This window comes from Chelatococcus sambhunathii (genome assembly GCF_001418005.1).
Taxonomy (GTDB): domain Bacteria; phylum Pseudomonadota; class Alphaproteobacteria; order Rhizobiales; family Beijerinckiaceae; genus Chelatococcus_A; species Chelatococcus_A sambhunathii.
In genome coordinates, this window is sequence record NZ_LIOL01000002.1 from 613,090 (window position 1) to 626,245 (window position 13,156).

Consider the following 13,156-nt stretch of genomic DNA (forward strand, 5'->3'; position numbering starts at 1 on the left):
TTCGGCAGCAATCAGATTTATCGATAAACATGAAACGCGCGCCGTGATGGCCCGGTTGCAGCCTCCCGCTCCCCCGCCGTGCCGTGAATGAGGCCAGCGCCCGGATCGCGGTGGCCGATCGCGCCGTAAGCCGCCGCGATGGCGTCATCAAGCGCGGCTTCGAGCCGGCCGCGCAGATCCTCGCAATGGCCGGCCGTCGCGTCGGACGGAACCAGCACCGGCTCGCCGATGACGATGGCACCGCGACCGAAGGGGAGCGGGATGCTCGCCCGATCCCAGTTGGCGAGGTCGATGCGCCGGCTGGTCACCGCCACAAGCGGGTAGATCGGCCGGCCGGAATGAAGGGCGAGACGGATGATGCCGGGCCCGCAGATGCGGGCGCGCTTCGGCACGTCCGCGGTGAGGGCGACACTGGTGCCCTTGGCCAGCGCCCGCAGCATGGCGCGGAACGCAAACGCGCCACGCTTACGCCGCGCCTGCCGCGGGTCTTCCGCCCCAGATCCGTGGATGACGGTGAGGCCGAGGCGCGCGCAGACAGCGCCGATAAGAGCCCCGTCCCGATGGGTGGAGACGAGTGCCGCCACCGGCCGCTCGTCCATGCGGGCAGCGAATGAGAGCAGCTGCTGGCCATGCCACATGGCGAAGATGGCAGCGCCGTCTGGTTGCCGGCCCCGTCGCACACCGAAAAGGGTCGTGCGCGCCACGAGGCGCAGATAGCCCGCAAGGGCGAAGCTGCCCGCCCGGATGGCGAGTGGCGGGTTGAAGCGATCTTCGGAAGGCGTCTCGCAGGCGGAAGGCGCGCCGTCGGCGGCGCGATGCGGAGAGGCACCGGACATCATGAAAACACCCTGTCGGTTGCACCGGCCCGGGCCCTGTCTACCCGGACCCAGGCGCACCGCTGTCTGCGGCAGATGCATTACGGCGACCTGACGCGCGGGGAGCTCCGCCGGACGCCGGGCAGCGTGGCCCTTTTTCGCCTCACGCTCGCGGAACGACGGTGCGTCCCCTCGCCGTCCCGTGAATTGACAGCTCCCGCGGCAGTCGGCATCCGGTTGTTCATGCGTCTCATGCGCCTTGCCCTCGCGGCCTTCGTGCTCGTCTTCCTCCTGCCGCTCGGCGCCCATGCGCTCATGTGGATGGGCCACGGCCATCCCCGCTCCTGGAGCGGCGCCGACTGGACGAGCAGCGGCCTCCTGCCGGCGCCGGTCGCCGACAGCCCGGCCATCATCCACATCTATGCGGCTCGCACCGGGCGCTGGAAAGGCGCCGTGGCGCATCACACCTGGCTCGTCGTCAAGGAGGCGGGCGCCGTCCCCTACGAGCGCTACGACAAGGTGGGCTGGGGCACGCCTGTGCGACGCGACGGCTGGGCGCCCGACGGGCGCTGGTATGGGAACATGCCCGAGCTCGTCGCCGCCATCGAAGGCGAGGCGGCGGAAGCTCTGCTACCCGCCGTGCGGGCGGCGATCGCGGATTATCCCTTCCGCGAGCGAGGTAGCTACCGCGTCTGGCCGGGGCCGAATTCGAACAGCTTTGTCGCCCATGTCGTGGCCCGCGTGCCGCAGCTCGGCGTCGCGCTGCCGCCGACGGCACTCGGAAAGGACTACCATGTCGAGATGATCTATGCCGGCCTCGCGCCGAGCGGCACCGGTTTCCAGGTCGCGCTCGGCGGACTCTTCGGCATAACGGTCGCTTGGGTCGAGGGACTTGAAATCAACCTTTTCGGACTTGTCGCCGGGCTCGACCTGCGCCAGCCCGCGCTGAAACTGCCCGGCTTCGGCCGGCTGGCGCTCGTCTGAGCGACTTCACGATCAATCCCAGGTCCGGCGCTCCACGGCCCGCTTGATCACGCCGCGCACGTCCTTGTTCGTCAGGAACAGATCGTGCCTGATAATGCCCCAGCCATAGTCCGAGGCATCGGCAATCTTGACGCCGAGCGGCTCCAGCACGGCCCGGTCGGCGGCGCCGACGCGCGAGACCCCGCCGGCAAGACGGCTCGAGACGGCGAGCGCCCGGTCGTTGACGCTGGAAATCACCGTGATGTGCTTCGCCAGCGGGCCGATGCGCTGCACGCCGGTTGCAAAGAGATCGACGTCGATGTCGGGCGAAGCCAAGACGATCGCGCCAAAGCGCGCGGCAACGTCCGCGCTGCCGCTCACTGCCCAGAGCTGGCGGAGTGTCTCCAGCGTCAGGAGCGTGCCCATGCTGTGCGCGACGATGTGGACGCGGCCCACCATGGCGTTGCGCACCAGTGCCTCGAGCAGATCCTGGAAGGCGTCGCGCGACCACAACGCGCTCTCGCGGTCGTAGCCGTAGTCGAGCAGCCCCTCCTTCGACGGCCAGGAGAAGCTGACCGTCGCCCCGGAAAAGCCGATGGCGCGCGTCAGTTCCGCCGCGTCGATCGCGGCACGCTCGAAGCTCTGGTTGTAGCCGTGAACATAGACCAGCACGTCGCGTCCACCCGCCTCCAGCGTCAGCGCGGCGACGGGATCATTGTTGCCCAGGGCCTCGACGGCGTTGATGCGCCAGTCGCCCGAAAGCGTCGAGCCGATGCGGCCGAAGAATGTCTCTGGCGGCGGATCGAACCGCACGGCGACGGCGCGCGTGCCGCCGGCTCGGGCGGAACCGAACCAAGGCCGCTCGCTCGCCCCGTTCACCGGCGCGCGTGTCGTCACGGCATAGACGACAGGGCCGCCGCGCGCGCCCATCGGCGACGATCCGAGGGCGGACGCCGGCGCGCTGTCACCGTCAAAAGCGCCGATGGCGCTGGAACAGCCGGCGAGCGTGGCGGCGCCGGCATTGACGAGCGCGAGGCGCAGCAGGACGCGGCGGGACAAACGATGGGGCATGAACGGGCTTCGGTTTGCCGGGGCTTCTGGGACGGGTCCCTTTTGGCGTTCGATTGTGGGCGAAGATAGGGCAAAAGGTGGCAAAGGCCGGCCTGCGACGGTACGCCCGGCCCGCAGCGCTCCGTATGCGGAATTCATCCCACCTCGATGCGCGAATCTGTGGCAACTATAGCGTAACATGACACGCCTCGACCGCTCCGCCCTGCCCGATCTTGCCGCACGCCTCGCCAGGGGCGAGCGCGCGGCGCTGGCGCGCGCCATCACGCTCGTCGAATCACGCCGGGGCGACCACCAGGCGCTGGCGCGCGAGCTCATCCAGACGGTACTGCCGCGCACCGGCGGGGCCGTGCGCGTCGGCATCACGGGCGTGCCGGGCGTCGGCAAGTCGACCACCATCGACACCCTCGGCTCCAATCTGACGGCGGCGGGCCACAAGGTGGCGGTGCTCGCGGTGGACCCTTCCTCGCAGCGCAGCGGCGGTTCGATCCTCGGCGACAAGACGCGCATGGCGCGGCTCGCCATTGACGAGAACGCCTTCATCCGCCCATCGCCCTCCTCCGGCACGCTCGGCGGGGTCGCGGCGAAGACGCGCGAGACGATGCTCCTGTGCGAAGCGGCGGGCTTCGACGTCATTCTCGTCGAGACGGTGGGCGTCGGCCAGTCGGAAACGGCGGTGGCCGACCTCACGGATTTCTTCCTCGTGCTGATGCTGCCGGGCGCGGGCGACGAACTGCAGGGCATCAAGAAGGGCATCGTCGAGATGGCGGACATGATTGCCGTCAACAAGGCGGATGGCGAGGGTGCGACTCGCGCCAAGGCCGCGGCGGCCGACTATCGCGCCGCCCTGCACATTCTCGCGCCCGCGAGCCCGACCTGGTCGCCGCCCGTCATCACCATCTCCGGCCTTGCCAACGTCGGCCTCGACGTCCTCTGGGAGAAGGTCGTCGACCACCGGGAGCGCATGACGGCGACGGGCGAACTGCAGCAGAAGCGACGCGCGCAGGAGGTGAAGTGGATGTGGGCCATGGTGGAGGATCGGCTGCATGCGCGGTTGCGGGCCGATCCGCAGGTGCGCAAGCGCGTGCCGGCGCTCGAGGCTGAGGTCGCGGCGGGAAAGCTCGCGGCGACAGTGGCGGCCGACGAGATCGCGTCCTTGCTAGGGCTTTGACGGGCCAACACCAGATGGTTAAACGGAACAAGCGCTGCGACATTCTCATCACCGGCTTCGGGCCCTTCCCGCGTGTGCCGGTCAATCCCACGGCGGTGCTCGCCGAGCGCGTCGGCGGCAGCCGGCGCCTCGCCCGGCTCGGCATCAGGGCGGAGCACCACGTCTTCCGAACGCGCTACGCCATCCTGGACAAGGCTTTGCCGACCCGGCTGGCCGCCGCGCGGCCGCGGGCGGTCCTGATGCTCGGCGTCGCCACCCGCGCCCGCCACGTGCGGGTGGAAACGCGCGCGGTCAACAAGGCCAACAGGACGGCCCCCGACGCCTCGGGCAAGACCCATCGCGGGGCGGCGCTTGCGAAGGGCGCTCCGTTGGTGCGCCGCTCGCCGGCCCCGCTCGCACGCCTGAAGGTGGCGATGGCGGGCACGGGCATGCCGGTCCGCCGGTCCATCGACGCCGGCCGCTATCTGTGCAACGCCAGCTATTTCACCGCGCTCGGCCAGCTTGAAGATAAGCGCCCGTCGATCCCGGTCGTCTTCATCCACGTGCCGATGCCGAGTGCCTGGGCGAGCAGCCCGACGCCTCGCCCGACGCGCAAGGATTCGCCGCAGACAGGCGCACCGGCAAAGGTCCGGCGCCCCACCCTCGCCGCCATGGCCCGCGCCCTCGAGACAGCCGCCATCGTTCTCGTCCGGGAAAGCGCCCGCAGGCAAATGTCCTGATCCGGGACAAGGCAGCCGGCACGGATCTTGTGTCCATGGCCTTCTAAAAGGACACTGCCCATGGACGAAAGCCGCCGCCTCATCCTGATGACCGCCGCCCTCGCCGGCGCCGCGCCGCTCGCGGCGGGCTCCGCGATCGGCCGCGAGGCTGACGGCATGGCCGCTGCCCTCGGCATTTCGGCGCTCCCGTTCGGCCTGCGGCCCAATACGGAAGAGGACCAGTCCGCCCGGCTCGCTGCGGCGCTTGCGGAGGCGGCCCGGCGGAGCGCGCCGCTCCTTGTCCCTCCGGGGCGCTACCGCATCGCCGCGGTGGCGCTGCCCGACGGGGCGCGGCTCGTCGGCGCGCCCGGCCTCACCACCTTCGTCCATGCCGGCAGCGGGCCGATGCTCACGGCGCGGAACGCCCAGTCCATCGCCCTTTACGGACTGCGCCTCGACGGGCTGTCCCGCCCGCTGCCCGATCGCGCCGGCCTCGTGACGCTCGCGGGCGTGCGCGAGGTCGAGATCGACGGCTGCCGCTTCGAGAAGGCCGGTGGCATCGCGCTTCATCTGGCGGGTTGCGGCGGCCGCGTCACGGGGTCTGCGTTTTCGGAGGCAAGCCATTCGGCCCTGTTCTCCATTGATGCGACCGGTCTCTCGATCACCGCCAACACGGTCACCCGCTGCGGCAGCAACGGCATCCAGGTCTGGCGTTCGGAGAAGGGAGACGACGGCACTGTCGTTGCCGGCAACCGGATCTCGCACATCGCAGCCGATGCCGGCGGCACGGGCGAATACGGCAACGGCATCAGCATCTTCCGGGCTGGCGGCGTCCTCGTGAGCGGCAACACCGTGCGCGACTGCGCCCTGTCCGCGATCCGCAACAATTCGGGCTCCGCCTGCCAGATCATCGGCAACAACTGCGCGCGTCTCGGCGAGACGGCGCTGTGGGCCGAATTCGCCTTCGAAGGTACGATCATCGCCAACAACGTGGTCGAGGAGGCGATGAGCGGCATCTCCATGACCAACCTCGACCACGGCGGCCGTCTTTCGGTGTGCAGCGGCAACCTGCTGCGCGGCCTGCGCCACCGCCCCCGCTCCTATGATGGCGTGCTCGCCGGCGGCACCGGCATTCACGTCGAGGCCGAGGCGAGCGTCACCGGCAATGTCATCGAGGATGCGGAGGACAAGGGCATCAGCGTCGGCTGGTCCTGGGCGATGCGCAACATCGCCGTGACCGGCAATGTCATACGCAACGCGCGGACCGGCATCCGCGTCAGCCTCGTGCCGAAGGAGCGCAGCGCCGTGATCTCGGGCAACGTCATCTCCGGCGCCCGCGAGGGTGCCGTTGTCGGCTACGAATACGACAAGGCCGTCACGGGTGATCTGACGGCCCGCCCGGATGCGCGGGCAACCGGCATCGTGGTGACCGGAAATGCCGTCGCCTGACGCGTCAGCCGCTGGCGAGCGCCGCCGCCGGCCGCATGGTGCCGACGAGGCGGCCGTTCCAGTTGCGCATCTGCGGGCGCGACAGCGCGGCAACGGCCTCCGCCTCCTGCGCGGACAGCGGCAGGAAGCGCTCGACGAGGGCCGCCATGGCCACCTCGGCCGCCCGCGCTGCCCCATCGTCGCACTTGAGAGCGATGCCGAGGCCGAGCTCCGGAAAGGTGGCGCAATAGACGCCTTCCGCCCCGACCTTCACGAAGGCCCGCGCGCCGAGCGCCTCCATGAGGATGGTGTCGAAGCGGCCGGTGCCGGCCACCATGAAGGGGTGGGCCGCGACAGCCGCCCTGAGGCGGGCGAAGGCGGCGGCCCGCTCCCGCGTGAGGCCGGTCCCGGTGCCGATGCGGGCAAAGGCCCGGGCGAGCGCCCGCAGCGGCACGGCATAGGTCGGAATGGAGCAGCCGTCCGTGCCGCGCAGTTCGTCCCTGTGCGCAAAGCCTGTCAGCGCCTCCATCGCCGCCTTGACCTCCCGCTGCAGCGCGTGGCCGGGCTCGATGTAGCCAGCGGGATCGACATCCATGGCGCAGGCGGCGCAGATGAAGCCGGCATGCTTGCCGGAACAGTTGTTGTGCAGGACCGTCGGCTCGGCCCCGGTGCGGGCGAGCGCGCGCGCCGCTTCCTGCCCCATGGGCCAGTGGGCGCCGCATTCAAGGCAGGCTGGCTCGCGCCCCGCGCGGGCGAGCATGCGCGCCACCGTCTCGGCATGCCGCGGCTCCCCGGAATGAGAGGCGCAGGCGAGCGACAGTTCGTCGTCCGTCAGGCCATAGCGGTCGGCCGCGCCGCTCTCGATGAGCGGCAGCGCCTGGATGACCTTGACCGCAGAGCGCGGAAAGACCGGCCGGTCCACATCGCCGAGTACGAGCACCTCCGCTCCGTCGGCATCGACCACGGCGAGCGCGCCGTGGTGAACCGATTCCACGACATCGCCACGCGTGACCTCGACCAGGACAGGATCCGTCATCATGCCTTCTCCGTTTGGCGCTCTTTTGCGCAGCGACCGGGCCCCTGTCAAACTGCGGGGTTCCTTGCCCCTCGCCCGCCGACGCTTTAAAGCCCTCGGCGATCCTCCGCTCCACCATCAGGGTGTCTCGATGCGCGTCGCAATGATCGGTTCCGGCTATGTCGGCCTCGTCTCCGGTGCCTGTTTCGCCGATTTCGGCCATGTCGTGACCTGCGTTGACAAGGATCCGGCCAAGATTGAGGCCCTGACTCGGGGCGACATCCCGATCTTCGAGCCGGGGCTCGACGATCTCGTCGCCACCAATGTCAAGGAAGGGCGCCTGTCTTTCGCCACCGATCTGACGGAAGCCGTGCGCTCGGCCGACGCCGTCTTCATCGCGGTCGGCACGCCCTCGCGGCGGGGCGACGGCCACGCCGACCTCTCCTACGTCTACCAGGCGGCGCGCGATATCGCGAAGGTCATGGACGGCTATACCGTGATCGTCACCAAATCGACCGTGCCTGTCGGCACGGGCGACGAGGTGGAGCGCATCGTGCGCGAGACGCGGCCGGACGCCGATTTCGCCGTGGTTTCCAATCCGGAATTCCTGCGCGAGGGCGCGGCCATCGCAGATTTCAAGCGGCCCGACCGCATCGTCATCGGCACCGACGACGAGCGCGCCCGCAGGGTGATGGCCGAGGTCTACCGCCCGCTCTACCTCAACCAGGCGCCGATCCTCTACACCGGCCGGCGCACGGCGGAACTGACGAAGTACGCCGCCAACGCCTTCCTCGCCACCAAGATCACATTCATCAACGAGATCGCGGATCTGTGCGAGAAGGTGGGCGCCAACGTGCAGGAAGTGGCGCGCGGCATCGGCCTCGACAACCGCATCGGCGGCAAGTTCCTGCATGCCGGGCCGGGTTATGGCGGCTCTTGCTTCCCAAAGGATACGCTCGCCCTCATCAAGACGGCTCAGGACGCGGGTTCGCCCATGCGAATCGTCGAGACGGTCGCCGCCGTCAACGACCAGCGCAAGCGCGCCATGGCGCGCAAGGTGATCGCAGCCTGCGGCGGATCGGTGCGCGGCAAGACGGTGGCTGTCCTCGGCCTCACCTTCAAACCCAACACGGACGACATGCGCGAGGCGCCGGCCTTGTCGATCATCACCGCGCTGCAGGATAGCGGGGCGAGGATCCGCGCCTATGATCCGGAGGGTATGGAGCAGGCCCAGAGCCTGCTCGAGCACGTCACCTATTGCGACAATGCCTACGACTGCGTCGAAGGCGCGGATGCGCTCGTCATCGTCACTGAATGGAACGCCTTCCGCGCCCTCGATCTCGACCGGGTCAAGGGGCAGATGAAGGCGCCGATCGTCGTCGACCTGCGCAACATCTACCGCGCCGACGAGATGGCCCGCCGCGGCTTCCTGTACGTCAGCGTCGGACGACCCGACGGAGCTGCGGATGCCGACGGGCTGATGTGACGGCGGCATCCTCACGCCTTGCGATCTTCGCCATGGGTGGCATAGTCGCGCCCTGACGATCGGACAGCTGGCAGGAGCGAGAATGCAGACCTATCAAGGCGGATGCCATTGCGGCACGGTGCGCTACGAGGCGACCACGGATCTCGAGACCGTCATCTCCTGCAACTGCTCGCATTGCAGCAAGCGCGGCCTGTTGCCGACCTTCGTCACGCCGGACCGCTTCAGGCTCCTGTCCGGCGAGGATGCGCTCGAGGACTACCAGTTCAACCGCAAGGTCATCCACCACCTGCGCTGCCGCCACTGCGGCATCGAATCCTTCGCGCGCGGCAAGGCTCCCGACGGCAGCGAGATGATCGCCGTCAACGCGCGCTGCCTTGACGGGATCGATATCGACAGCCTGAAGCTGACGCCGTTCAACGGCCGGGATGCCTGAACCTCCGCAAAGGCCCGCGAGCTGCTGGGGATCGGGGGTCTCAGACGAGGGGCGACCTCGCCATGGCTGGGCTCGTTCCGGCCATCCACGCATTTGATGCTGCTCAGCTTTCCGGACATGGATGCCCGCGACAGACGCGGGCATGACCGTTATGAAAGCGGGGCTCGCCCTCAATGCGCCTCGGCGCAATGGCCGATGAGCCGGTCGATGAAGGCGCCGCAGGCTTCGAGCTGGGCAACCTCGATGTACTCGTCCGGCTTGTGTGCCTCGCCGATGGAGCCCGGCCCGATGACCACGGACGGCACGCCGGCGACCGCCTGGAAGAGGCCGGCCTCGGTGCCGTAGGCCACCTTGCCGTGCTCGTTGCGGCCGGCAAGACGCTTGGCGAGCGTGACAACCTCGTCGCCCGGCGCCGTGTCGAGCCCCGGAAAGCCGGCGAAGACGTCGAAATCGAAGCCGCTTTGCGGGTCGACGGCCTGCATGGCCGGCTCCAGCTCGCGCCGCGCATAGGCCTCGATCTCCGCAACGACGGTATCGGGATCGTCGGCACCGATGGCGCGGATCTCGAAGACGATCTGGCTCTCGTCAGGGACGATGTTGAGTGCCGTCCCGCCCGTGAAAATGCCGACATGGGCGGTCGTGTAGGGCACGTCGTAGAGCGCGTCGCGGGCGCCGCTTGTCGCGAAGCGGTCGGCGATGGTGCGGATGTGGGCGACGAGCCGGGCGCCCCACTCCACCGCATTGACGCCCTGTGGCGCGAGCGAAGAATGGCAACCCTTGCCGCGCACGCGCACCTTGAGGCTGCGCTTGCCCTTGTGGCCGATAACCACGTTCATCGCGGTCGGCTCGCCGACGAAGCAGCCCAGCGGCTTGACCTCCGCCTTCGCCAGCTTCTCGACGATGCCGCGCACGCCGACGCAGCCCACCTCCTCGTCGTAGGAGAAGGCGAGATGGATGGGCCGGGCGAGCGCGGCCGCCTTCATCGCCGGCACCCGCGACAGGCAGGCGGCAAGAAAGCCCTTCATGTCGCAGGCGCCGCGGCCATAGGCCCGTCCATCGCGCAGGACCAGGTTGAAGGGATCGTCCGTCCACTCCTGCCCGTCCACGGGCACGACGTCGGTGTGACCGGAGAGAATGTAGCCCGCCCGGTCCGCCGGCCCGATGGTGGCCCAGAGGTTGGCCTTGGCGCGCGTCGCGTCGTAGATGCGCTCGCTCGCGATGCCGTGGGAGGCGAGATAGTTCTCGACCCAGGCGATGAGGTCGAGGTTGGAGTTGCGGCTCGTCGTGTCGAAGGCGACGAGGCTGGCGAGGATCTCGGTGATCGCGGGACTGGACATCATGAACTCCGACGGGGGCCGCCTCAGCGCAGGGCGACCGTGAAGGGATCGTCCGGCTGCTCGGCGCGGACGAGATCGACGAAGCGGCGGGCGGCCGACGGAGCGGCGCCCGTCGCGGGCAGGAGGAAGGCCATCTCGTAGGTGATTTCCGGCAGGAACGGCCTGTAGACGAAGCTCGGGTCGTCTGTCAGGGACATGGGGAAGGGATTGAGCACCGAGATGCCCGCCCTGCTGCGCACCATCTCCATCACGAAGGTCGAGGTCGTCGCCTCCGCGACGATGTTCGGCTCGATGCCGACATCGGCAAAAGCCCTGTCGAACAGCGCTCGCGCCGCGAAACGCCGGGTGACGACGATGAGCGGTTCGCTGCCGATGTCGATTGGACGCACGACGGGAAGCCGCGCGAGGCGGTGATCCGGCCACATGATGCACTTGGCCTTAGAGCGGCGGAACGGCTCAGCCCGGACCCCGAGATGGGCCACCGGCGTCTCCAGCATGCCGATCCCCACATCGACGCTGCCGGCCGCCACCGCCGCAAGGACGTCGCCGCCACGGCCGATCTCGACGACGACGCGCGTCTCGGGCTCCGCGGCCACGAAACGGGCGAGAAGCGGCGCCAGGAAATGATGCGCCACGGTCGGCGCAGCGGAGATGCGCAGGAGGCTCTGCGCCCGCGGCGCCCGCGGCCAGTTCTCGAGCCGGGCGAGGCCGGCGAGGATCGGCGCCGCCTCCGCCTCCAAGGCGAGCGCATCGGCCGTCGGCACGAGGCGACCGCCGTCGCGCGAGAACAGCACCCGCCCGACCCGTTCCTCGAGCGCGGCCACGGCGCGCGAGACGGCAGGCTGGGAAATGCCGAGGCGCTGGCCGGCCGCGGTCGTCTTGCCGGTGGCGATCAGCGCGTGAAGCACTTCGAGCTCGCGCAGGCTCGGTCGCGATGATCGGCTTTCGCTATCCTCGGACGGCATAGTTCTATGCAATCTCGTTATTCTTTTTGGCGGTGACAATGCCAAGAATGAATAATAGCATCGGGCCCCAGATGAGCAAGCCACGTCGGCGGGGTGCTGCCGCTCCCCGCGCGTTTTCGTTATCGTGGTGCGCATCCACCCAGAGGAGAATGGGAATGAAAAAACTGAAACCCGCAGCCTATGCCCTGCTGCCGCTTGCCGTCGCCATGGCGCAGCCGGCTGCCGCGCAGGACACGAAAGAGCTGAAGGTCGGCGTTGCCTCCGAGGCGACCTCCATCGACCCGCACTTCCACAACGTCGGCCAGAACAATGCCCTGCGCCGCCACATCTTCGAATCCCTGATCACCACCGACGCCAACCAGAAGCTGCTGCCGGCGCTCGCCGAGGAATGGAAGGCAGTCGACGACACGACGTGGGAAATCAAGCTGCGCCCGAATGTCAAGTTCTCGAACGGTGAGGCCTTCACGGCACGGGACTATGTCTACACCATGTGCCGGGTGCCGCTGGTCGAGAACTCGCCCTCGTCGTTCACGGTGTTCACACGCGGCATCGAATCGATCGAGACGCCGGATCCGCTGACCATCCGCGTCAAGACGACGACACCGCAGCCGCTCTTCCCCAACAACATGACCACGCTCGGCATCCTCTCCGCCGCCGTCTTCGGGGCGGGCGACGTCAAGTACGGCAAGGACGGCTGCGAGAACATGGGCACGCCGCCGAAGTCGTCGGACTTCAACGACCCGGCGAAGGCCATCGGCACCGGCCCCTACAAGCTGAAGGAATATACGCGCGGCACGCATATCATCCTCGAGGCCAACGAGGGCTACTGGGGCGAGAAGCCCGTATGGCAGCGCGTCGTCATGCGGCCGATCACCAGTGCCGGCCCGCGCGTCGCGGCCCTGCTCGCCGGCGACGTCGACATGATCGAGAACCCGCCGATCCAGGACTTCGACAAGATCAAGGGTGCCGGTTTCGCCCTCGTCGAGGGCCTGTCGAACCGGATCATCTATATCCATCTCGACCAGTTCGAGGACAAGACGCCGGGCGTGAAGGGCACGGACAAGAACCCCTTCAAGGACAAGCGCGTGCGCGAGGCCCTGTCGAAGGCCATCAACCGCGAGGCCATCGTCGAGCGCATCATGGGCGGCGTCGCCAAACCCGCCGGTGAACTGCTGCCCTACCCGCTCTTCGGCACGACGAAGGATGCAAAGCCCGTCGCCTACGATCCCGAGGCGTCGAAGAAGCTGCTCGCCGAGGCCGGCTACCCGAACGGCTTCGAACTGACCATCGGCACGCCGAACGACCGCTACATCAACGACGAGAAGGTGGCCCAAGCCGTGGCGCAGATGTTCACGCGCGTCGGCATCAAGACCAATATCGACGCCATGACGGCCTCGACCTTCTTCTCGCGCCGCAACAAGCACGAGTTCTCGGCCTATCTCGCCGGCTGGGGCGCGGATTCGGGCGAGATGTCCAACTCCCTCAACGCCCTCGTCGTGACGCCGAACAAGGAGACCGGCGGCGGTCACACCAACCGCGGCCGCTATTCCAACAAGGAGGTCGACGACCTTGTGATGGAGGCGCAGCGCACCATCGACGACGCCAAGCGCGAGGAGCTGCTGCAGAAGGCGTCCAAGATCGCCATGGACGACTACGCCCTCCTGCCGCTGCACTTCGAGGTGACGCCCTGGGCGTTCAAGAAGACGCTGAGCTACACGCCGCGCGTCGACCAGTATACGCTGGTGACCGAGGTCAAGCCGGCGCAGTAACAGCGGCC

General features: G+C 68.6%; 12 protein-coding genes. 7 read left to right on the forward strand and 5 right to left on the reverse strand.

Annotation, left to right across the window (positions count from 1 at the left end):
• Positions 1-17 precede the first annotated feature (17 nt).
• Entirely contained in the window at positions 18-839 is an 822-nt protein-coding gene (locus ASC46_RS06385; protein WP_055458421.1) for a lysophospholipid acyltransferase family protein, read from the reverse strand.
• A gap of 219 nt (positions 840-1,058) precedes the next feature.
• Here ASC46_RS06385 and ASC46_RS06390 point away from each other — a divergent pair, with 219 nt between their 5' ends.
• Positions 1,059-1,799, forward strand: a complete 741-nt coding sequence (locus ASC46_RS06390) for a DUF3750 domain-containing protein (RefSeq protein ID WP_055458422.1) — start codon at positions 1,059-1,061, stop codon at positions 1,797-1,799.
• Between the two features lie 12 nt (positions 1,800-1,811).
• Here the strand turns inward: ASC46_RS06390 and ASC46_RS06395 are convergent, their stop codons facing one another.
• Entirely contained in the window at positions 1,812-2,849 is a 1,038-nt protein-coding gene (locus tag ASC46_RS06395) for an alpha/beta hydrolase (RefSeq protein WP_055458423.1), read from the reverse strand.
• A 178-nt stretch (positions 2,850-3,027) separates the two neighbouring features.
• On the opposite strand from ASC46_RS06395, the gene meaB reads away from it, so the two are divergent.
• Genes meaB through ASC46_RS06410 form a run of 3 tightly spaced genes read left to right on the forward strand, consistent with a single transcriptional unit; the run spans position 3,028 to position 6,164 of the window.
• A complete protein-coding gene (gene meaB / locus ASC46_RS06400) occupies positions 3,028-4,017 on the forward strand; it encodes a methylmalonyl Co-A mutase-associated GTPase MeaB (protein ID WP_055458424.1) in 990 nt (329 codons plus the stop codon).
• A gap of 14 nt (positions 4,018-4,031) precedes the next feature.
• On the forward strand, positions 4,032-4,736 hold the full coding sequence (locus tag ASC46_RS06405; RefSeq protein ID WP_055458425.1) for a pyroglutamyl-peptidase I: 705 nt from the start codon (positions 4,032-4,034) through the stop codon (positions 4,734-4,736).
• 60 nt (positions 4,737-4,796) lie between these two features.
• Positions 4,797-6,164, forward strand: coding sequence for a TIGR03808 family TAT-translocated repetitive protein (locus tag ASC46_RS06410; protein WP_055458426.1), 1,368 nt, complete (start codon positions 4,797-4,799; stop codon positions 6,162-6,164).
• Positions 6,165-6,168: 4 nt separating this feature from the next.
• On the opposite strand, the gene ASC46_RS06415 is transcribed toward ASC46_RS06410, so the two are convergent.
• A complete protein-coding gene (locus ASC46_RS06415; protein ID WP_055458512.1) occupies positions 6,169-7,179 on the reverse strand; it encodes an asparaginase in 1,011 nt (336 codons plus the stop codon).
• 130 nt (positions 7,180-7,309) lie between these two features.
• On the opposite strand from ASC46_RS06415, the gene ASC46_RS06420 reads away from it, so the two are divergent.
• Both ASC46_RS06420 and ASC46_RS06425 read left to right on the forward strand, forming a co-directional pair.
• The gene (locus tag ASC46_RS06420; protein ID WP_055458427.1) at positions 7,310-8,644 is read left to right on the forward strand and encodes a UDP-glucose dehydrogenase family protein; all 1,335 of its coding nucleotides are present in this window, start codon (positions 7,310-7,312) and stop codon (positions 8,642-8,644) included.
• Between the two features lie 82 nt (positions 8,645-8,726).
• Entirely contained in the window at positions 8,727-9,077 is a 351-nt protein-coding gene (locus ASC46_RS06425) for a GFA family protein (protein WP_055458428.1), read from the forward strand.
• 170 nt (positions 9,078-9,247) lie between these two features.
• Here ASC46_RS06425 and argE read toward each other — a convergent pair whose 3' ends face one another.
• The gene (gene argE, locus ASC46_RS06430; RefSeq protein WP_055458429.1) at positions 9,248-10,417 is read right to left on the reverse strand and encodes an acetylornithine deacetylase; all 1,170 of its coding nucleotides are present in this window, start codon (positions 10,415-10,417) and stop codon (positions 9,248-9,250) included.
• A gap of 20 nt (positions 10,418-10,437) precedes the next feature.
• On the reverse strand, positions 10,438-11,514 hold the full coding sequence (locus ASC46_RS06435; protein ID WP_082464721.1) for a LysR substrate-binding domain-containing protein: 1,077 nt from the start codon (positions 11,512-11,514) through the stop codon (positions 10,438-10,440).
• A 20-nt stretch (positions 11,515-11,534) separates the two neighbouring features.
• On the opposite strand from ASC46_RS06435, the gene ASC46_RS06440 reads away from it, so the two are divergent.
• Positions 11,535-13,148 carry an ABC transporter substrate-binding protein gene (locus ASC46_RS06440; RefSeq protein WP_082464722.1) on the forward strand — a complete coding sequence of 538 codons (1,614 nt, stop codon included), beginning with the start codon at positions 11,535-11,537 and terminating at the stop codon, positions 13,146-13,148.
• Positions 13,149-13,156 lie beyond the last annotated feature (8 nt).

Bases quoted from the DNA above. Each gene is read 5' to 3' on its own strand.
- ASC46_RS06385 (WP_055458421.1), bottom strand. From the start codon at position 839: ATGATGTCCGGTGCCTCTCCGCATCGCGCCGCCGACGGCGCGCCTTCC.
- ASC46_RS06390 (WP_055458422.1), top strand. From the start codon at position 1,059: ATGCGTCTCATGCGCCTTGCCCTCGCGGCCTTCGTGCTCGTCTTCCTC.
- ASC46_RS06395 (WP_055458423.1), bottom strand. From the start codon at position 2,849: ATGCCCCATCGTTTGTCCCGCCGCGTCCTGCTGCGCCTCGCGCTCGTC.
- meaB (WP_055458424.1), top strand. From the start codon at position 3,028: ATGACACGCCTCGACCGCTCCGCCCTGCCCGATCTTGCCGCACGCCTC.
- ASC46_RS06405 (WP_055458425.1), top strand. From the start codon at position 4,032: ATGGTTAAACGGAACAAGCGCTGCGACATTCTCATCACCGGCTTCGGG.
- ASC46_RS06410 (WP_055458426.1), top strand. From the start codon at position 4,797: ATGGACGAAAGCCGCCGCCTCATCCTGATGACCGCCGCCCTCGCCGGC.
- ASC46_RS06415 (WP_055458512.1), bottom strand. From the start codon at position 7,179: ATGACGGATCCTGTCCTGGTCGAGGTCACGCGTGGCGATGTCGTGGAA.
- ASC46_RS06420 (WP_055458427.1), top strand. From the start codon at position 7,310: ATGCGCGTCGCAATGATCGGTTCCGGCTATGTCGGCCTCGTCTCCGGT.
- ASC46_RS06425 (WP_055458428.1), top strand. From the start codon at position 8,727: ATGCAGACCTATCAAGGCGGATGCCATTGCGGCACGGTGCGCTACGAG.
- argE (WP_055458429.1), bottom strand. From the start codon at position 10,417: ATGATGTCCAGTCCCGCGATCACCGAGATCCTCGCCAGCCTCGTCGCC.
- ASC46_RS06435 (WP_082464721.1), bottom strand. From the start codon at position 11,514: ATGCGCACCACGATAACGAAAACGCGCGGGGAGCGGCAGCACCCCGCC.
- ASC46_RS06440 (WP_082464722.1), top strand. From the start codon at position 11,535: ATGAAAAAACTGAAACCCGCAGCCTATGCCCTGCTGCCGCTTGCCGTC.